The sequence below is a fragment of the Candidatus Methylomirabilota bacterium genome, from assembly GCA_035260325.1.
GTDB lineage: Bacteria > Methylomirabilota > Methylomirabilia > Rokubacteriales > CSP1-6 > AR19.
Genome location: DATFVL010000174.1, coordinates 1 through 19062, shown reverse-complemented (window position 1 = coordinate 19062; position 19062 = coordinate 1). Strand labels below are relative to the sequence as shown.

The 19062-nt window shown below is 70.9% G+C and carries 19 protein-coding genes; 15 read left to right on the top strand and 4 right to left on the bottom strand.

The features are described from left to right. Positions 1-157: 157 nt before the first annotated feature. From VKG64_11615 to VKG64_11545, 15 genes are all read left to right on the top strand, one after another. Positions 158-610 (top strand): DUF420 domain-containing protein, encoded by a 453-nt coding sequence (locus VKG64_11615; GenBank protein HKB25687.1) that lies wholly within the window; start codon positions 158-160, stop codon positions 608-610. A 26-nt stretch (positions 611-636) separates the two neighbouring features. Beyond that, positions 637-1683, top strand: coding sequence for a cysteine synthase family protein (locus VKG64_11610; GenBank protein HKB25686.1), 1047 nt, complete (start codon positions 637-639; stop codon positions 1681-1683). A 38-nt stretch (positions 1684-1721) separates the two neighbouring features. Next, positions 1722-2642 (top strand): CoA-transferase, encoded by a 921-nt coding sequence (locus VKG64_11605; protein ID HKB25685.1) that lies wholly within the window; start codon positions 1722-1724, stop codon positions 2640-2642. Between the two features lie 32 nt (positions 2643-2674). After that, positions 2675-3403, top strand: coding sequence for a CoA-transferase (locus VKG64_11600; protein ID HKB25684.1), 729 nt, complete (start codon positions 2675-2677; stop codon positions 3401-3403). A 48-nt stretch (positions 3404-3451) separates the two neighbouring features. Further along, positions 3452-4390 carry a TIGR03619 family F420-dependent LLM class oxidoreductase gene (locus tag VKG64_11595; protein HKB25683.1) on the top strand — a complete coding sequence of 313 codons (939 nt, stop codon included), beginning with the start codon at positions 3452-3454 and terminating at the stop codon, positions 4388-4390. Then, entirely contained in the window at positions 4387-5043 is a 657-nt protein-coding gene (locus VKG64_11590; protein ID HKB25682.1) for an isochorismatase family cysteine hydrolase, read from the top strand. The genes VKG64_11595 and VKG64_11590 overlap by 4 nt, the downstream gene beginning before the upstream one ends. Further along, positions 5037-5993 (top strand): dihydrodipicolinate synthase family protein, encoded by a 957-nt coding sequence (locus tag VKG64_11585; protein ID HKB25681.1) that lies wholly within the window; start codon positions 5037-5039, stop codon positions 5991-5993. The genes VKG64_11590 and VKG64_11585 overlap by 7 nt, the downstream gene beginning before the upstream one ends. Beyond that, entirely contained in the window at positions 5993-7297 is a 1305-nt protein-coding gene (locus tag VKG64_11580; GenBank protein ID HKB25680.1) for an ABC transporter substrate-binding protein, read from the top strand. Before VKG64_11585 ends, VKG64_11580 begins: the two co-directional genes overlap by 1 nt. A 20-nt stretch (positions 7298-7317) precedes the next feature. Further along, positions 7318-8097, top strand: a complete 780-nt coding sequence (locus tag VKG64_11575; protein ID HKB25679.1) for an SDR family oxidoreductase — start codon at positions 7318-7320, stop codon at positions 8095-8097. Between the two features lie 39 nt (positions 8098-8136). Further along, on the top strand, positions 8137-8658 hold the full coding sequence (locus VKG64_11570; protein ID HKB25678.1) for a RidA family protein: 522 nt from the start codon (positions 8137-8139) through the stop codon (positions 8656-8658). A gap of 129 nt (positions 8659-8787) precedes the next feature. Continuing rightward, positions 8788-10092 carry an ABC transporter substrate-binding protein gene (locus VKG64_11565; protein HKB25677.1) on the top strand — a complete coding sequence of 435 codons (1305 nt, stop codon included), beginning with the start codon at positions 8788-8790 and terminating at the stop codon, positions 10090-10092. A gap of 1 nt (position 10093) precedes the next feature. Next, complete coding sequence (locus VKG64_11560; GenBank protein HKB25676.1) at positions 10094-10885, top strand: ABC transporter ATP-binding protein; 792 nt, start codon at positions 10094-10096, stop codon at positions 10883-10885. After that, a complete protein-coding gene (locus tag VKG64_11555; protein HKB25675.1) occupies positions 10885-11592 on the top strand; it encodes an ABC transporter ATP-binding protein in 708 nt (235 codons plus the stop codon). The genes VKG64_11560 and VKG64_11555 overlap by 1 nt, the downstream gene beginning before the upstream one ends. A gap of 105 nt (positions 11593-11697) precedes the next feature. Further along, positions 11698-12558 (top strand): branched-chain amino acid ABC transporter permease, encoded by an 861-nt coding sequence (locus VKG64_11550; GenBank protein ID HKB25674.1) that lies wholly within the window; start codon positions 11698-11700, stop codon positions 12556-12558. Continuing rightward, positions 12555-13529: a branched-chain amino acid ABC transporter permease gene (locus VKG64_11545; GenBank protein HKB25673.1), complete on the top strand. Its 975-nt coding sequence runs from the start codon at positions 12555-12557 to the stop codon at positions 13527-13529. The genes VKG64_11550 and VKG64_11545 overlap by 4 nt, the downstream gene beginning before the upstream one ends. Positions 13530-13658: 129 nt before the next feature. Here VKG64_11545 and VKG64_11540 read toward each other — a convergent pair whose 3' ends face one another. From VKG64_11540 to VKG64_11525, 4 genes are all read right to left on the bottom strand, one after another. Then, entirely contained in the window at positions 13659-14375 is a 717-nt protein-coding gene (locus VKG64_11540) for a hypothetical protein (GenBank protein HKB25672.1), read from the bottom strand. Positions 14376-14413: 38 nt separating this feature from the next. Next, positions 14414-15556 carry an ATP-binding protein gene (locus tag VKG64_11535; GenBank protein HKB25671.1) on the bottom strand — a complete coding sequence of 381 codons (1143 nt, stop codon included), beginning with the start codon at positions 15554-15556 and terminating at the stop codon, positions 14414-14416. After that, the gene (locus VKG64_11530) at positions 15553-17457 is read right to left on the bottom strand and encodes an ATP-binding protein (GenBank protein ID HKB25670.1); all 1905 of its coding nucleotides are present in this window, start codon (positions 17455-17457) and stop codon (positions 15553-15555) included. The genes VKG64_11535 and VKG64_11530 overlap by 4 nt, the downstream gene beginning before the upstream one ends. Beyond that, positions 17454-19062: ABC transporter substrate-binding protein (locus tag VKG64_11525; GenBank protein ID HKB25669.1), on the bottom strand; the 1609-nt coding region annotated here is incomplete at its 5' end. The genes VKG64_11530 and VKG64_11525, both read right to left, overlap by 4 nt.

Sequence of the window (19062 nt, the reverse complement as noted above, 5' to 3'; positions counted from 1 at the left end):
CCGCCGCCGTGCCGGAGTCGCATAGCGGACAGACCAGCGTGTGCAGGTAGGTCCTGCGACCCTGGGCCGCGTATCCCCGATACGCGGACGCCAGCCGTCGAGCGCCTCAGAGTGACGCGAGATCCCCGGGGGGCGTTTCGCCGTAGAATCGTCGGGCATGTACGGCTCGGGCTTCCTCACCGGCAACACGCCGTTCGGCGCCGACCTCAACCTGGTCGCGCAGGTCGGCGTCGCGCTCGTCCTGCTGGTCGGCGTCCTCCTCGCACGCCGCGGCTGGTACCGCGCCCACGGCGCCTGCCAGGGGACCGCCTTCGCCGTCGCCGTCGCGCTGACGGCCGTCTGGATGATCCCGCAGCTCCGCGCGGGCTTCGGCCCGGCGCTCGTGCACGACGGCCCCACGCGGGTGAACGTCGCCGTGGCCGTCCACATGACGCTCGGCACCAGCGTGCTCGCGCTCGGCGCGTGGGTCATCCTGGTCGCCGCGACCAACGTCGTCCCGCCGCGGCTCCGCTTCAGCAACTACAAGCGCTGGATGCGGACGCTCCTCGCCCTCTGGTGGGCCAGCGTGCTGTTCGGCGCCGCGACGTACCGGTTCGCGTGGATACCGTAGGAGGTTTCGGGTAGACTTCTGATCCCGTGACGATCCGCTGGGATACCTATCGCGGAGCCCTGCCCTCGATCGCCCACGCCGTCGGCCGCACGCCGCTGGTCGGGCTCACGCGCGTGAGCGCCGGGCTCGCGCCGGCGGTCTTCCTGAAGCTCGAGTGGTACGGCGCGACGGGCAGCCTCAAGGACCGCATCTACCTCCACATGTTCGACCGCGCCGAGGCCCGCGGCGACCTCAAGCCCGGCATGCGCGTGCTCGAGTGCTCCACCGGCAACGCGGGCATCGCGTGCGCGTGGGTCGCGGCGGTCAAGGGCTACCCGTGCACGATCGTCATGCCCGAGGGCATGAGCGACGAGCGCAAGAAGATCATGCGCGCCTACGGCGCCGAGCTGGTCGAGACACCCGGCGGCGAGAGCGACGTGGACCTCTCGCTGCGGCGGCTCGCCGAGATCCGCGCAGCCGACCCCCCGGCGTACTGGGTCCCCGGCCAGTTCGACAACCCCGACAACGTCGCGACCCACTACGCGACGACCGGGCCCGAGATCTGGGAGCAGTGCGGCGGGCGCGTCGGCGCGTTCGTGGACGCGCAGGGCAGCGGCGGCACGCTCTCGGGCGTCGGCCGGTTCCTCCGCGAGCGGGACGCGGGGGTGCGCCTCTACGCGGTGGAGCCCGACGAGTGCGCGCTCCTCGCGCGGCGCGAGTGGGGCCCGCACGGCATCGAGGGGATCGGCGACGGCTTCATCCCCGAGAACCTCGACGTCTCGCTCCTGTCGGGCGTCATCACCACGACGACCGCGGAGTCGGTCGCCATGGCGCGCCGGCTCTCGCGCGAGGAGGGGATCTTCTGCGGCATCTCGACCGGCTGCAACGTGGCGGCGGCCCTGAAGCTCGCGCGCCGGCACCCGGAGCTCGCCGCGATCGTGACGATGGCGAACGACACGGGCCAGCGCTACTTCACGACGGCGCTCTGCGGCGAGGTGAAGCGCGTCGAGGTGCCCGAGCGGGAGCATCCGATGGACGCGCGCACGCGACGCGAGCTCGACCGCCACCAGCCCCGCTGGGAGGTCCTCACCTGAACCCGCGCGAGTACGACTTCGTCGCCGCCCGCCGGCGCATCGAGGCGAAGGCGAAGTCGGCGGGCGCGAAGCTCACGACGGTCGAGGACGCCGCCGCGCGCGTCAAGGACGGCGACCACGTCGCGGTGGGCGGCTGCCTCTTCTCGCGCACGCCGATGGCGCTCGTGCGCGAGGTGCTCCGCCAGCGACGGCGCGGGCTCACGCTCGCGCGCAACCTCACCTGCACCGAGGGCGAGTTCCTCATGGCCGCGGGCGCCGTGGAGCGCATCGTCACCGCGTGGATGTCGATCGGGCTCCCCTGGGGCGTCTCGAAGGTCATGCGCCACTACGTCGAGTCGGGGAAGGTCGCCCTCGAGGAGTGGAGCCACCTGGCCCTCGGCCTCCGCTTCCGCGCCGGGGCGATGGGCGTGCCGTTTCTCCCCGCGCTCACGATGCTGGGCTCCGATCTCATGGCGGTCGGCGGGACGAAGACGCTCCAGGACCCCTACACGGGCGAGACCCTCGCCGCGGTCCCCGCGCTCTTTCCCGACGTCGCGCTCCTCCACGTCCATCGCGCCGATCGCTTCGGCAACTGCCAGATCGACGGCTACCCCCACATGGACGCCGACATCGCGCGGGCGGCGGCGACGGTCGTCGTGACCACGGAGGAGATCGTCTCCGACGAGGAGACGCGGCGTCATCCCGACCGCACCGTCATCCCGGGCTTTCTGGTGGACGCGCTCGTTCTGGTCCCCTTCGGCTCGTTCCCCCACGAGTGCTACGGCCTCTACGAGGCGGACTTCGACCACTTCGCCGAGTACACGGCCGCGATCGACGCCGAGGGCCCGCAGGCGGTCGCCGGCTATCTCGAGCGCTACGCGTACGCGCCGCCGACCTTCGCCGACTACCTCGACCTCTTCGGCGGCGAGCGCCTCGCCCGCCAGGTGCGGCGCGCGCGTGAATTGACGGTCGACGCGTGAGCGCGCCCAACGCCTCCGAGCTCCTCGCGGTCATGGCCTCGCGCCAGCTCCGCGACGACACGACCGTCTTCGCGGGCGTCGGCGTCCCGCTCCTGGCGGCGGCCCTCGCCAAGCAGCGGCACGCGCCGCGGCTCACGCTGGTGATCGAGGGCGGGATCATCGGGCCCGAGATCGCCCCGGGCCGGCTCCCGATCTCGACGAACGAGATGCGCGCGGGCCGGCGGGCGCAGATGCTGCCCGGCATCACGGACGCCTTCCTCTTCGCCCAGCGCGGCTTCGTGGACGTCGGGTTCATGGGCGGCGCGCAGATCGACCAGTACGGCAACATCAACACCACGGCGATCGGCGACTACTGGAAGCCGACGGTGAGATTGCCTGGGACCGGCGGAGCCAACGACATCGCCTCGCTCTGCCGCGAGGTCATCATCGTCACCGCGCACGAGAAACGCCGCTTCGTCCCGCGCGTCGCGTTCGTCACGAGCCCGGCGTGGCTCGCCGGCGACGGCGCGCGGCGCGCCGCGGGCCTCCTCTTCGGCGGCGTCTCGCGCGTCGTCACGACGCTCGGGCTCCTCGGCTTCGACCCGGAGACAAAGCGCATGCGGATCGAGGCGACGCACCCCGGCGTCTCCGTCGACGACATCCAGGCGAACACCGGCTTCGAGCTCGGCCGGGCGCCGACGATCGAGACCACCGAGCCGCCGTCGGCCGACGAGCTCGAGATGCTGCGCGCGCTCGATCCCGAGCGCAGGTTCCTCGGCTAGCATGGCAGTGCGAGTTGAGCGGCGTCGCGCTGCGAGACGAGCCCTTCAATGATCCAGTGGGGCCTGGCCCTCAAGAACTTCGTCGGCCCCAGCGAGACGCCCGACGTGGACGCGATCCTCGCCTACGCGGAGCGCGCCGAGGCGCTCGGGTTCGAGTCCCTCTGGGCGTGGGACCACGTGATCCTCGGCGTCGAGCCCGCGTTCCCGATCCTCGACGCGGTGGGGATCCTGACGGCGATCGCGGCGCGCACGCGCCGGATCAAGCTCGGCACGGGCGTCATGGTCCTGCCGCTCCGGAACCCCACCGTGGCCGCGAAGGCGCTCGGAACGCTCGACGCCGTCTCCAAGGGACGGCTGATCCTCGGCGTCGCGGCCGGCTGGTACGCGCGCGAGTTCGACGCGGTGGGCGTGCCCTTCAAGCAGCGCGGCCGGCTCTTCGAGCGGAACCTCGAGATCCTGACGCGGCTCTGGACCGAGGACCGCGTGACCCTCCAGGCGGACGAGTTCAACCTGCGTGACGCCGTGATGCGTCCCCGGACGGTCCAGCGGCCCCGTCCGCCGATCCTCATCGGCGGCTACGTCGACGCGGTGCTCAAGCGCGTGGCGACCAAGAGCGACGGCTGGCTCACCTACTTCTACACGCCCGAGAGCTACCGGAAGGCGTGGGAGAAGATCGAGGGCTTCGCCCGCGAGGCCGGGCGTGATCCCAAGACGCTCACGGGCACGAACCAGCTCGCCATCTACGTCGGCCGCTCGCGCGCGGAGACCGAGGCGCCGATGCGCCGCTGGCTCGAGACCGAGTGGGACGTCGCGGCGTGGAGCGAGTCCACGATCGAGCACGCGATCCGCGGGAGCGTCGAGGAGTGCGTGGCGCAGCTCCGCGCCCACGCGGCGACCGGTGTCGACCGCCTCATCCTGATCCCCTACCGGTACGAGCGCGAGCAGGTCGAGCTGATCGCGCGCGAGATCCTCCCGAGGCTCGCGTGAGCGATGATCGGCGCGAGACGTTCGACCGCGTCCTGCGCCTCGAGCCCGGCAGGACGGCGCTCCTCGTCGTGGACATGCAGCGCGGCTTCCTCCGGCCCGGCGAGGCGATGGAGGTCGCGCCCGCGCGCGAGTGCGTGCCGCGGATCCGCTCGCTGCTCGACACCTTCCGCGCGAAGCGCCTGCCGGTCGTCTTCACCGAATTCGTGTACTCCGAGGCGGCGCCGCTCCTCGTCGGCGAGCTCCACCCCGAGCACAGGCCCGCGAGGCCGGGGGCGCCGATCGGATTCGGCCGGCCCTCGTCGGCGTGCCTCGAGGGAACGCCGAGCGCCGAGACGGTGGAGGAGCTCAGGCCGGCGCCGGGCGAGCTGGTCGTCAGGAAGCGCTGGTACGACGGCTTCGCGGGGACGCCCCTCGACGGCGCCCTGCGCGCGCGCGGCGTGACCTCCCTCGTGGTGACGGGCACCATGACCGACATCTGTGTGCTCGCCACGGTGATCGGCGCGTTCAGCCGCGAGTACCGGGTGACCGTGGCCGAGGACGGGGTGGCAACGCTCTGGCCCGAGATCCAGCGCGCGACTCTTGATATCATCGGGCGTGCCTACGGCCGCGTCGTCACGGCCAAGGAAATCTCCGACGAGGTGTCGCGATGGTGAAGTTCTCGGGCGTCATGCCGGCGAACGTCCTGCCCTTCAAGGCCGACCTCTCGATCGACGAGGGCGCGTACCGGAAGCACCTCCGCTGGCTCGCCGACGCGCGCGGCGTCACCGGGATCGTCGCCAACGGCCACGCCGCGGAGGTCTCGTCGCTCTCCCGCGAGGAGCGCCGGCGCGCGCTCGCGATCGCGCTGGACGAGGTCGGCGCCCAGTGTCCGGTCGTCGCGGGCGTCTATTCGGACGGCACGCAGGAGGCGGTCGAGCTCGCCCGCGACGCCAAGACGGCGGGCGCGGCCGGCGTCCTCGTCTTCCCGCCGACGCTCTTCATGTGGGGCGCCCAGCAGAAGCCCGACATGGCCCTCCGCCACTTCGGGGAGATCGCCGAGAAGGCGGACCTGCCGATCATCGTCTTCGAGTACCCGCCGGACTCCGGTATCGGCTACACCCCCGAGACTCTCGCGAAGCTCGCGGAAATTCCGCAAGTGGCCGCGGTCAAGGACTGGTCGAACGAGATCGTCGCCTTCGAGCGAAATCTGCGTTCGCTGCGCGCCACGGGCCGTCCGGTCGCGATGCTCTCGGCGTTCACGATGTCGCTCATGGCCACCTTCCTGCTCGGCGCCGACGGCGCGATCTCCGGCATGGGCAGCGTCACCGCCGACCTCCAGGCCGAGCTGTTCGACGCCTGCCAGAAGGGTGACCTCGAGGGCGCGCGCCGGATCAACGACCGGCTCGACCCGCTCGTGCGGGTCTTCTACGCGCCGCCGTTCGTGGACATGCACAACCGGATGAAGGAGGCGCTCGTGCTCCTCGAGCGCATCCCGGCGGCGCACGTCCGCCCGCCGCTCACCCCGGTGAGCGCGGCCGAGCGCGAGGCGATCAGGAAGGCGCTCGCCGCCGCCGGACTCCTCGGCGGAGCGACGCCCACGACACGACACCCCGGAGGACGCTGATGGCCGAGCGCTGGCAGGACGAGCCCTGGGCGAGGGACATGTGGTGGAGCGGCAAGACGACGCGACGCAGATTTCTCGGCGTCTCCGCGGCCGCCGCGGGAGCGCTCGGCGCGACGGTCCCCGTGCCGGCACCGTGGCGGCAGGCCTTCGGCCGGGCCAGGCCCTATCGGATCGGCACCATGCAGCCGCTCTCCGGCGCCTCGGCGGTCGGCGGCAAGACGGCGCTGGTCGGCACCCAGCTCGCGGTGGACCGCATCAACCGCGCGGGGGGCGTCAACGGCCGGCCGATCGAGCTCCTGATCGCCGACTACGAGTCCAAGGCCGACGTCGGCCGCCGCAAGGCGGAGAAGCTCGCCCTCGAGGACAAGGTGGACGCCCACCAGGGCGGCTTCATGTCGAACGTCTGCCTCGCGTGCATGCCGGTCTGGGAGGAGCACACGATCGTCAACATGATCGGCGTCTGCCTCGACACGACGATCACCACGACGCGCTGCAGCCGGTACACCTTCCGCCCCTTCGACTACGCGCCCGCCCAGGCCGTCGCCTTCGCGCCCTATCTCGTGGGCAAGCTCGGCAAGCGCTGGCACATCGTCTATCAGGACTACGCGTTTGGCCAGTCGGCGCGCGACGCGTACGTGGAGCAGATCAAGCGCGCGGGCGGCGAGGTGGTGGGCGGCACCGGCATCCCGCTCGGCACCGCGGACATGACGGCGTTCCTCGCCCAGATCAGCGGCAACTTCGACGGTCTCTTCTTCGTCTTCGCGGGCAAGGACGCCGTGACGGTCGGCAACCAGGCCTACGACCTCGGGCTCCCGAAGAAGTACCGGTGGGCCGGCGACGGCTCGATCGCCGAGTCCACGAACCTGCCGGCGCTCGGGGGCAAGATCGAGGGCTTCGTCGGCCAGAACCGCTACCTGCCGGTGTTCGAGGGGCCGCTGAACACGCCCTCCCACCGGAAGTTCTTCGACGAGGCCGTGGTGGCCTTGAAGAAGATCGACCCGTCGGGCCCGCTCCCCGACCGCTTCGTCCAGTCGAACTTCGAGTCGATGAACTTCCTGAGGCTCGGCATCCAGAAGTCGGGCTTCCGCGGCCGCGAGGACTCGTCGAAGCTCGTCGAGGCGCTCGAGGGGATGGAGGTCAAGGAGGGGGACGACTTCCCGCAGGGCGACAAGACCCTCCGCAAGGAGGACCACCAGGCCTTCATCCGGCAGTTCATCTTCGAGATGCGGGGCGGCAAGCACCGGATCCTCCAGGTGGTGCCGAAGGAGAAGACCGTCGTCCCCGCCGCCTGCCGGTTCGCGTAGCCGCACCGAGGAGCCACGCGATGGACATGGGCATCAGGGGCCGGAACGCGATCGTGTGCGCCGCGTCGAAGGGGCTCGGCCGGGCGTGCGCCCTGTCGCTCGCCCGCGAGGGCGTGAACGTCACCCTCAACGCCCGCACCAAGGACGTGCTCGAGGCGACGGCGCGGGAGATCCGCGAGGCGACGGGTGTGCGCGTGACGGCCGTCGCCGGGGACATCACGACGGAGGCCGGGCGCGCGGCGGTGCTCGCCGCCTGCCCCGAGCCCGACATCCTCGTCAACAACGCCGGCGGCCCGCCGCCGGGCGACTTCCGCGACTGGGACCGCGAGGCGTGGATCCGGGCCGTCGACGCGAACATGATCACGCCGATCCTCCTGATCAAGGCGACCGTGGACGGGATGATCGCGCGCCGCTTCGGCCGCATCGTCAACATCACCTCGAGCGCGGTGAAGCACCCGATCGACATCCTCGGGCTCTCGAACGGCGCGCGCACCGGGCTCACGGGCTTCGTCGCGGGTCTCGCGCGGAAGACCGTCGCGCACGACGTCACGATCAACAACCTGCTGCCCGGCCCGTTCGACACCGACCGCCTCCGCTCGACGATCGCCATCCAGGCGAAGACGAGCGGCCGGACCGTCGAGGAGGTCATCCGCGACCGCCACCGGGCCAACCCGTCGGCGCGCTTCGGCGATCCGGCGGAGTTCGGCGACCTGTGCGCGTTCGTCTGCAGCGCGCAGGCGGGCTTCATGACGGGCCAGAACTTCCTGATCGACGGCGGCGCGTACCCGGGCACGCTGTAGGCGACGGCGGCATTCCGCCGGGTCGCCGGGGAGGACGAGATGCGAGTCGAGGAAAAGCTCGAGCGGCTGGGGCTGGCGGTGCCGAGCCTCGAGGACCTGTACCGGACGAACCCGTCCGGCGCCCACTACATTTCCCACTTCCCGGTGCAGAACCTGCTCTACCTGTCCGGCACCACGCCCCGAAAGGGCGGAGGGCCCCACCTCCCGGGCGTGGTCGGCAAGGACCTCACGGTCGAGCAGGGCTACGAGGCCGCCCGGTACGCGGCGCTCACGACGCTGGCCGCCGTCAAGTACGCGCTCGGCGATCTGGACCGCGTGCAGCAGATCGTGCACATGACCGGCTTCGTCAACTCGGCGCCGGGCTTCAGCGACCAGCCCCGCGTGATCAACGGCGCGGCCGATCTGCTCGTCGAGGCGTTCGGGGATCGCGGCAAGCCCACGCGCGCCGCGATCGGCTGCCAGGGACTCGGCGGCAACGCGTCGGTCGAGATCATCGTGACGCTGCTCTTCTCGGGCACCGACGTCCGGCGGCCGCTCGCGCGCGACCACGTCGCGACGTAGCACCGTCGCGGGCGGGCCCCCCCTTGCGTGGTCCGACCGGTTGGTGTAGATAGGGGCCACTCCGTTCCGGACACCCCGCTGCCCGCGTCGTGGGCGCTCGGCCCGCGGCGCGCGGCCAGGAGGACGAATATGGGCGAACGCTGGCAGGACGAACCCTGGACGATGGACGTGTGGTGGAGCGGCAAGACCACGCGCCGGAAGTTCCTCGGCCTCTCGGCCGCGGCCGCCGGGGCGCTCGGCGCGACGACGCTCGTGCCGGCGCCGTGGCGCGAGGCCTTCGGGCAGGCCAAGCCGTACAAGATCGGCACGCTCCAGCCCCTCTCGGGCACGGCGGCCGCGGGCGGCAAGACGGCCCTGGTCGGCGTGCACATGGCGATCGAGCGCATCAACGCCGCGGGCGGCCTCCACGGCCGGCCCGTCGAGCTCTTCGTCGCCGACTACGAGTCGAAGCCGGACGTGGGACGGCGGAAGGCGGAGAAGCTCGTCGTGGAGGACCAGATCGACGCGCACGTGGGCGGGTACCTCTCCAACGTCTGCCTGGCCTGCATGCCCGTGTACGAGGAGCACCGGCTCGTCAACATGGTCAGCGTGTGCCTCGACACCACGATCACCACGAGCAAGTGCAGCCGGTACACGTTCCGTCCGTTCGACTACGCGCCGGCGCAGGCGGTGGCGATCTCCCCCTACCTCGTCGCGAGGATGGGCAAGAAGTGGCACATCGCCTACCTCGACTACGCGTGGGGCCAGTCCACCCGCGACGCCTACATCGAGCAGATCAAGAAGAGCGGCGGCGACGTGGTCGGCACCACCGGCATCCCGCTGGGCACCGCCGACATGGCGCCGTTCGTCTCCAAGATCAGCGGCAGCTTCGACGGGCTCTTCGGCATCTTCTTCGGCGCCAACGCCGTCAACTTCACGAGCGCCGCGTACGACCTCGGGCTCACGAAGAAGTACCGGTACGCCGGCGACGGCGCGATCGCCGAGTCGACGCACCTGCCGGCCCTCGGGCAGAAGATCGAGGGGTTCATCGGCGTCAATCGTTACGTCCCCGTGCTGGACCCGCCGCTCAACACGTCCGCGCACCGGAAGTTCTTCGACCAGGCGGTGGCGGCCCTGAAGAAGATCGACCCGTCGGGCCCGCTGCCGGACCGGTACGTCCAGTCGAACTTCGAGGCGACGAACTTTCTGAAGCTCGGCATCCAGCGGTCCGCCTTCCGCGGCCGCGAGGACACGATGAAGCTGATCGAGGCGCTCGAGGGCATGGAGGTCAAGGAGGGGGACGACTTCCCGCAGGGCGACAAGACCCTCCGCAAGGAGGACCACCAGGCGTTCCTCCGGGAGTTCATCTTCACGATCCAGAACAACAAGCACAGGATCCTGGAGGTGATCCCCAAGGAGAAGACGTACTTCCCGCCGGCGTGCAAGTTCGCCTAGCGTGACGCGCGAGGGACAGCGCGGGACGGCCGCGGCCGGCAACGGCGGAGCGGCCGTGCCCGCGCTCCTGCAGACCGAGGGGCTGATGGTCCGCTTCGGCGGGCTGACGGCCCTCAACAACGTGTCCCTCGCGGTTCCCGCCCATCAGCTTCGGGGCATCATCGGCCCCAACGGCGCGGGCAAGTCCACGTTCTTCAACTGTCTCACCGGAGTGCTGCGGCCCACGGCCGGCCGGATCGTCTTCCAGGGCGAGGACATCGCCGGGCTGCCGCCCCACACGATCTCGCGCAAGGCGATCGCGCGCTCCTACCAGATCACCAACATCCTGCCCGGCGCCACCGTGCTGGAGAACGTCCGGATCGCCGTCCAGTCCCGCCACCACAACTGGAGCATGCTCCGCCACCACCGCGCCTACGCCGACGTGGTGGACCGCGCGCGCGCCATCCTCGGCGACGTCGGCCTCGCCGCCAAGCAGGACGAGCCGGCGGCGAACCTCTCGCACGGCGAGCAGCGCAACCTCGAGATCGGCATCGCCCTCGCGACGGAGCCCCGCCTCCTGTGCCTGGACGAGCCGACGGCCGGCATGAGCGTGGCCGAGACCCACGCGACCGTGGAGCTGATCCGCCGCATCGCGCGGGACCTCACGATCCTCATCGTGGAGCACGACATGGAGGTCGTGATGGGGCTCGCCCACGTCATCACCGTGCTGAACTACGGGGAGGTGCTGGCCGAGGGCACGCCGGCCGAGATCCAGGCCAATCCCCGGGTGCAGGAGGTCTACCTCAAGACCTGATGCTGGTGCTCGAGGACCTCCACGCCCACTACGGCAAGTCGCACGTGCTCCACGGTGTGTCGATCGAGGTGCGCGCGGGAGAGGTGGTCGGCCTGCTCGGGCGGAACGGCGTGGGCAAGACCACGACGCTCAAGGCGATCATGGGGCTCGTGCGTCGGACGGGCGGGCGAATCACGTTCGAGGGGCGCGACCTGACCGGCCTGCCGCCCCACGGCCTGGCCGGCCTCGGCGTCGCCTGGGTGCCGGAGGAGCGGCGGATCTTCCGGCTGCTGACGGTGCTCGAGAATTTGAGGACGGGTCTGGACCGGCGCGGGATCACGCCGGAACGCCGCGAGCAGCTGCTCGAGAAGGTCTACGCGAGCTTCCCCGTCCTCCGGGAGCGGCGCAACCAGGCGGGCGGGACGCTGTCGGGCGGCGAGCAGCAGATGCTCGCCATCGCGCGCGCGATGATGCTCGAGCCGAAGATCATCCTCCTCGACGAGCCCACCGAAGGGCTCATGCCCCGCATGGTCGCCCAGATCCGGGAGATCGTGCACGCGCTCCACCGGGACGGGGTGGCCATCCTCCTCGTCGAGCAGAACGTCCCGCTCACGCTCGAGGCCGCCAACCGCGTCTACATCATGGAGAAGGGGGTCGTGCGCCACCACGGGCCCGCGGCCGCGCTGCGCGCCGACCAGAGCGTCATCCACGAGTACCTCGGGGTCTAGCGGAGGTGTCGCAATGACCACCGTTCGAGCGCGGGCTGTGCCCGCGCAACCCGACCTGGGGGGGCTTCCGGGGGGGCCGTCGAGGCCCACCCGGACGATCTAGGCGTGGACCAGATCATCATCCAGACGATCAACGGCCTCGTCAACGGGATGGTGCTGGCGATGGTGGCCTCCGGCCTCACGCTGATCTTCGGGATCATGGACATCGTCAACTTCGCCCACGGCGATCTCCTGATGCTCGGCGCGTTCGTGGGCGCCACCGTGATGGGCATCACGGGGAACTTCTGGCTCGCGCTGCTCGTCGCGGCGATCGCCATCGCGCTGCTCGGCGTCCTGCTCCAGGTGACGACGCTCCGGCCGCTCATCGGGCGCGACCCGCTGACGACGATCCTCGCCACCTTCGGCGTCTCGCTGGTGCTCCAGAAGTACGCGCTCTGGCAGTGGGGGCCCAGCGTGCGCAAGATCGGCGAACCGGTGTCGGGCCAGTTCCAGCTCTTCTATCTGCAGTACCCATGGTACCGCGTCGCCACCGCCGTCCTCGCCGGCCTGATCATCGGCGCGCTGTGGCTGTTCCTGAAGTACGGCAAGTACGGCATCTGGATCCGGGCGACGACCCAGGACCGGGTGATGGCCCAGGCGATGGGCATCCCGGTGCCGCTCGTCCACACGGCCGTGTTCGCGATCGGCTCCGCGATGGCGGCGGCGAGCGGCGTGCTCTTCGGCCCGTTCGCCGGCGTCACCCAGACGATGGGCTTCGATTTCACGCTCCGCGCCTTCATCGTGGTCGTCGTCGGCGGCATGGGGAACCTCGGCGGCTCGATCCTGGCGTCGATCTTCGTCAGCCTGCTCGAGGCCTACGCCGCGCTCGTCGTGAGCCCCGCCCAGGCGGTGCTCGTCTCCTTCGTCGTGCTGGTCCTGACGATGCTCTTCCGGCCGACCGGGCTCTTCGTCCCGACGCCGAAATGACCGCCGCGCCCGACGCCCGGCCCGCCCCGCGCGCCGTCGGCTACTGGATCGCGTTCACGGTCGTGCTGGGCCTCCTGGCTCTCGCGCCGTTCGTGCTGCCCCCGTTCTGGCAGAGGTTCGCGACGGAGATCCTCATCTGGGGACTCCTGGCGATGTCCTCCGACATCCTCATCGGCTACACGGGCATGGTCTCGTTCGGGCACTCGGCGTTCTTCGGCCTCGGCATGTACGGCGCCGCGGCTGCGCTCCTCACGGTGAAGCCGCCCAGCCTCTGGCTCGCCGTGCTCTACGGGCTGGCGGGGGCCGGCGCCGCGGCCGTCTTCGTCGCCTACTTCGCGACGCGCCTCCGCGACATCTACTTCGCGATCTCCACCCTCGTCTTCTCACAGATCTTCTACGTCATCATCTTCACCTGGACGGAGGTCACGGGCGGCGAGAACGGCCTCACCTTCAGCCAGCCGGGCCTCTCGCTCCCGGGCCTCGCCGCCAGCCGCTTCACGCCGGCGACCCTCCACTGGTTCGTGCTGGCGGTGGTGGCGCTCGCCTATCTGCTGGTCCGGCGCATCACTCAGTCCCCGTTCGGCATGGTCCTGCAGTCGATCCGCGAGAACGAGCCGCGCACCCGGGCCATCGGCTATCACGTCGAGCGCTACAAGATCGTGGCCGTGATGCTCTCAGGGCTCGTCGCCGGGCTCGCCGGCGCGCTGTACGCGATCCAGAACAAGTTCGCGGCGCCGGACTTCGTGTTCTTCGTCGTCTCCGGCGAGGTCGTGATCTTCAACGTGATGGGCGGCATGGGAACGCTCGTCGGACCGTTCGCGGGCGCCGCGTTCTTCCTGCTGCTGCGCGAGGGCCTCTCGCGCTTCCTCACCGAGTACTACCTGATCCCGCTCGGCATCATCTTCATCGTGATGGTGATCTTCGTCCCGCAGGGCCTGCTCGGTTTCCTCCGCCGCCGGCTGAACCCGTAGCCGCGGCCGCGGGGGGCGGCTACGAGCTCCACGCCGCGTGGGACCTGATCCGGGGGCTCTATCCGACCCTCGACCCCTCGTTCGCGCAAGTCATCGAGGGGACCCTCTGCCAGTTCGACGTGATCTGACTCAGGATCCTGCCGGTCGCCTTCTCAGGAAGAGCACGCCGAGCAGACACTGGGGCAACCACCACACGAGGAACCCGAAGGCCCACCGGGCGTCTTCCAGGTAGAGCGCGCGCCCGGCGGCGAGCACACCGAGGTACGCGGCCCCCACCAGCCAGCGGCCTCCGAATGTCGGCCTCCTTCGCGCGGACACGACCGCCGGCAGCGTGGAGAGCAAGGAGGCGACGCCGCCCATCCACCACCACGGGGCCCAGCGGCCTTCCCCAGCGACCCGGACGACGAGCCACAACCCGAGGGTGGCGTGGCCCACGCCGAGAGCGAGGGCGAGGCCCCAACCGACGAGGCGAGCGGGCGTCGGGGACGACACGTGCGGCGTGGCGGGCGTGGCGGCGAGCGCGGAGGCGGCGCCCGGTCGCCGGCGCGACAGCACGAGGGCGGCGACCAGTTGCGGGGCATAGTAGAGCGCGGCGTACGCCCACTCGGGCCACACACCGCGGTAACCGAACACGGCCCAGGCCAGCGCGGCGAGGGCGAGCCACGCGGCGGCGAGGCGGCGGGCGCCCCAGGCGGCGAGCGTCAACGCCGCCGGCGTGGACGCGAGCGCCACCGACATGATGAGCACGTCCCACGGCTCGGGCCCGGTCCGGACGAGGATGAGCCCGAGCAGCCCGACGAGCCCGTGGTACGCGCCGAGCGCCACGGCGAGCGCTGTGAGGACCACGCCGACTCCTCTCGGCGCTGACCGGCCCTCTTCCGGGCTCAACGACCTCGCTTCACGCCCTCCAGCACCTCCCGGACCGCCTGCGAGAGCGCGGCGACGCTGAACGGCTTCTGGAGGACGCGGCCTTTCTGGCGGAGCGCCGCCGCGCCCTCGACGTCGTCGAGGTAGCCGGAGAGGTAGAGCACCGGGGTGCCGGGGCGGAACGCGCCGAGGCGCCTGATGAACTCGTCCGTCGCGGTGACGGGCAGGACGACGTCGGCGATGAGGAGGTCGATGGGCCCGTCGTGCCGGCCGCTGAGCGCGAGCGCCTCCTCGTGGTCGCGCGCCTCGAGGATCGCGAACTTCTGCGTCTCGAGGATCTCGCGGACCATCGTGCGGACCTCGGTCTCGACCTCGACGACCAGCACCGTCGCGACCCTCGCGTCCGCCGCGGCGGCGGCCCCGCCGTTCATCGCGGTCTCGTCCACCCGCGGCAGGTAGACGAGGAACGTCGAGCCGCGGCCGGCGTCGCTCGTCACCTCGATGCGCCCGCGGTGCTGGGTGACGACGTCGTTGACCGTCGAGAGGCCGAGCCCCATGCCCTTGCCCGGCTCCTTGGTCGTGAAGTAGGGCTCGAACAGCCGGGCCCGCGTCGCCGTGTCCATGCCGATCCCGGTGTCGGCGACGCGCAGCAGGACCTCGGGCCCCGCGGCCTCGGTTTCGACGGTCAGCGTGCCGCCCTCGGGCATGGCGTCACGCGCGTTGACGATGAGGTTCATGATCACCTGGCCGAGCTGGCCGTGGTTGACGGGGACGCAGCCCGCGGCGGGGTCGAGCTTGGTGACCAGCGCGATGCGCTCGCCGACCGCCGACTGCAGCACGCGCGTGACGTTGGTGACGACCTGGTTCAGGCTCACCGGGGTGAGGGGCGGCCCCTCGCGGCGGGTCGTCAGGAGGACCTGCTGCGCGAGCGCGATCCCCCACTCGGTCGCCTTCTTGATGGACTCCGCGCTGGCCCGCAGCGGGTCGTTCGGCTTGAGCCGGCGGAGCATCAGCTCGCTGTAGCCGACGATGACCGAGAGGAGGTTGTTGAAGTCGTGGGCGACGCTCAACGCCAGCCGCCGGAGCTGCTCGTTGTCGGCCAGCACCTCTTCGAGGCGAGCGCGCTCCGCCGCCGTGCGGGACGCGCTCTCGGGGGTCACCGCGGGGCCTCGTCGCCGAGACCGGCGCCGGGCGGGGGCTCGGGAATGAGGGGGAGCACGACGGTGAACGCGGTCCCGAGGCCGCGGACGCTCCTGAAGTTGAGGGTGCCGCCGTGGTCCTCGACGATCTTGTGGGCGAGGGCCAGGCCGAGCCCGGTGCCGCCTTCCTTCGTCGTGTAGAAGGGGTTGAAGACGCGGTCGCTGTCGGACACCGGGATGCCGCCGCCCGTGTCCTCCACCTGGATCTTCACCCGCCGGTCCGGCCCGCGCCGGCGCCAGGCCGTCGGCGCGTCGCCGCTCTCGCTCCAGCCCGCGCGCAGCGTGAGCCGGCCGCCCGCGGGCATCGCCTCGAGGGCGTTCGCCACGAGGTTCACGACCACGCGGTAGAGCCCCTCCTGGTCGGCCTGGATCGGCGGCACGTCGCGCGCGTACTCGCGGACGACCTCGATCCGCCGGCCGTCGATCTGGTTCGCGTACAGCTCCACCACGCTGTCGAGGACCGCCGGCACGCGGACGAGCGCGAAGTGGAGCCGCGCCGGGCGGGCCAGCTCGAGCAGGCGCTCGACGATCGCGTTGATCCGCTCGAGCTCGCGCGGCACCACGTTCTGGAACTTCTCGCGGAAGTGGACGTCATCGAACCTGCGCTCCAGGTGCCGGCTGAAGGTGACGAGCGCCGTGAGCGGGTTCTTGATCTCGTGGGCGAGACCGGCGGCGAGCGTGCCGAGCGCGGCGAGCCGGTCCGAGCGGCGCAGGTCGCTCTCGAGGCGGCGGACGAGCGTGAGGTCGCGGAAGATGCCGATGACGCCGAGGTCCTTGCCCTCGCCGCCCTTGAGCGGCGCGGTGCTGAACTCGATCGGCACCATGCCGCCGTTCCGGCGGCGGAACGTCAGGCTCACCCCCGTGATCGGCGCGCGGCTCGCCAGGGTCTCCATGAGGATGTCGGAGAGCTCCGGGGTGTGGGCGAAGACCTCGCTGCAGTAGCGGGCGGACACCTCGCCGCGGAAGAACCCGGTGAGCAGCTCGGCCGCGGCGTTGAGCGTCACCACGCGCCCGTCGAGGTCCACGGTGACGATGCCGTTCGTGAGCGAGCCCAGGATGTTGTCCGTGTAGCTCTTGAGGTCGGCCAGCTCGACGAACTGGCGCTGGAGCTCGTGGTGGGCCTCCTCGAGCGCCCGCCGCCGCTCGCCGAGCTCGACCGCCATGTGGTTGAACGCCGCCGCGAGCCGCCCGATCTCGTCGGCGGTGGAGGGCTCGATGCGCTGGGCGAGGTCGCCCCGCGAGATCGCGGCGGCGCCCTCGGCGAGCTCGCGCATGGGGCCGGCGATCCGCCGCGCCATCACGGCGGCGCCCGCGCCGCCGAGCAGCAGCGTGAGGAGCGTGAGCGCGCCGAGCTCGAGCCGGGTCTTCCGGATCTCGGCGTCCATGCGCTGCTTGGAGAGCCCGACGCGGATCGTGCCCCACTTGCGGCCGTCCACCTGCACCGGCACGGTGAAGTCGTAGATGGACTCGCCCCGCGCGGTGACGGTCTCCTGGATCAGCGGCTCCGCCGCGGCGGCGGCGCGCGCGTGCACCGCGCCCTCCATCGCGATCCCGATGCGCTCCGGGTGGCGGCTGTGGGCGGCCACCTTGCCGTCGCCGTCGAGGACCAGCGCGTACACCACGTCCTCCTCCGCGGCGACGCGGGCGACGTTCTGCTCGAGCGCGGTGTAGTTGTAGAGGAGCAACGGGCCGGAGGAGATGGCCCCGAGGTTCCGGGCCAGCACCTCGCCGCGGCGCTGGAACTCGTCGATGATCGCGACGCGCTGGCGGTGCTCGACGACGACGAACACGCCGGTCATCACGAGCGTGATCACGAGGACCGTGCCCCAGAGGAGCTTGGCGCGGAGCGACGTAAGCCTCATCGCTGGCGTTCCAGCCAGATCTTGCGCAGCGGGATATACGGGTCACCGAGGCCGTTCACCTCGACGCTCCGGACGTAGGGTTGAAAGAGCCGCTCGTAGGTGAAGTGCCACACCGGCATGATCACCGCGTCGTCGAGCACGAGTTGCTCCGCGCGCCGGTAGCGCTCGACCCTGCGCTGGGCGTCGGGCTCGTTGCGCGCCTGGACGAGGAGCTCGTCCACCTCGGCGTTCGCGTATCCGAAGAAGTTCCGAGAGCTCTTCGAGTGGAAGAGCTTGAATAGGAAGTTGTCGGGATCGGGAACGTCCGCGTACCAGGCATAGAGGAAGACCGGCAGCTTCGCCTCGTTCAGGAGCTTCGAGAACGCGGGCCAGTCAGTCTGGTACTGGATCTGTGTCTCGAAGCCCACCGCGGCCAGATACTTCCGCATGTGCTCGTGCTCGCGCACGACCTCGTCGCGCTTGGCTCCCGACCAGATCACGATCGCCGGCAGCCCGCGAGCTCCAGCATGGCCCGCCTGGGCCAGCAGGTCCCGCGCCTTGGCGGGGTCGTACGGGTAGCCCCGGACCGCGGGGTTGAAGCCTTGCGTGCCAGGCGGCAGGATCCCCCGCGCGAACGAGAATCGGCCGGCGACGACCTCCTGGTGAATGGCCTCCCGGTCGATCGCGTAGATGAACGCCTGCCGGACGCGCCGGTCGTCGAACGGCTTCACGCGCGTGTTGAAGCCGTAGAACCGCACGCTCAGCATCGGACGCTTGACGTAGATATGCGACGAGTCCGCCAGGATCAGGCGATAGTCACGCGTCGGCAACGGCGTGTCCTCGAGGGCGCCGCGCCGGAACTCGTCGTACATGGCCTCGGACTGCTCGCCGGGGAAGATCCGGTACTCGAGGCGGTCGAGACGCGGCGGCCCCCCGAAGTATTGACGGTTGGCGCTGAGGACGATCTTCTTGCCGCGCTCCCAACCGCTGAACTTGAAGGGCCCCGTGCCGACGGGCTGGCGGCCGAACGCGTCGTCGTGCTGCTCCACGAGGTCCCGCGGTACGATCTTGGCGTGCCCGACGGCGAGGACCGCGACGAACGGTCCAAAGGCCTCGTTGAGCTGCATTTGGACCGTGTGACGGTCGAGCGCGACGAGGCCGACCACGGTTCTTGCACGCCCCTCCCGGAACTCCCGCGCGCCGCGCAGGTTCATGAAGAGGTCGGCGGCTCCCGAACGGGTCTTGGGGTCCAAGAGCCGCTCCAGGGAGAAGACGACATCGTCCGCGGTGACCTCGCGCCCGTGATGGAACTTCACGCCCTTGCGGAGATTGAACGTCCACGTGAGACCATCGCGTGAGGCGCGCCACAAGTCGGCGAGCGCGGGCACGATCGTGAGCGTCTGGTCGAACTGGGCGAGGCCGTCAAAGATCTGCTGGGAGACTGAACGGCTGTAGATGTCGCTGATCCGCGCGGGATCAAGCGTTTCTGGATCGTTGCCAAGGGGCCGACGGTAGACGCCCCCAGTTTTGACGCCCTCACGCTCGGCGCTTGGGGCCTGCGCGAGCGCTGGCGGACACGTCGCAAGCAGGCCACAGGCGACGAGCACGGCGAGGAGAGGGGAGCAT

What these genes read in the sequence shown, in the direction of transcription:
- VKG64_11615 (HKB25687.1), top strand. Translation starts at nt 158, where the DNA reads ATGTACGGCTCGGGCTTCCTCACCGGCAACACGCCGTTCGGCGCCGAC.
- VKG64_11600 (HKB25684.1), top strand. Translation starts at nt 2,675, where the DNA reads ATGGCCTCGCGCCAGCTCCGCGACGACACGACCGTCTTCGCGGGCGTC.
- VKG64_11595 (HKB25683.1), top strand. Translation starts at nt 3,452, where the DNA reads ATGATCCAGTGGGGCCTGGCCCTCAAGAACTTCGTCGGCCCCAGCGAG.
- VKG64_11585 (HKB25681.1), top strand. Translation starts at nt 5,037, where the DNA reads ATGGTGAAGTTCTCGGGCGTCATGCCGGCGAACGTCCTGCCCTTCAAG.
- VKG64_11580 (HKB25680.1), top strand. Translation starts at nt 5,993, where the DNA reads ATGGCCGAGCGCTGGCAGGACGAGCCCTGGGCGAGGGACATGTGGTGG.
- VKG64_11575 (HKB25679.1), top strand. Translation starts at nt 7,318, where the DNA reads ATGGACATGGGCATCAGGGGCCGGAACGCGATCGTGTGCGCCGCGTCG.
- VKG64_11570 (HKB25678.1), top strand. Translation starts at nt 8,137, where the DNA reads ATGCGAGTCGAGGAAAAGCTCGAGCGGCTGGGGCTGGCGGTGCCGAGC.
- VKG64_11565 (HKB25677.1), top strand. Translation starts at nt 8,788, where the DNA reads ATGGGCGAACGCTGGCAGGACGAACCCTGGACGATGGACGTGTGGTGG.
- VKG64_11555 (HKB25675.1), top strand. Translation starts at nt 10,885, where the DNA reads ATGCTGGTGCTCGAGGACCTCCACGCCCACTACGGCAAGTCGCACGTG.
- VKG64_11545 (HKB25673.1), top strand. Translation starts at nt 12,555, where the DNA reads ATGACCGCCGCGCCCGACGCCCGGCCCGCCCCGCGCGCCGTCGGCTAC.
- VKG64_11530 (HKB25670.1), bottom strand. Translation starts at nt 17,457, where the DNA reads ATGAGGCTTACGTCGCTCCGCGCCAAGCTCCTCTGGGGCACGGTCCTC.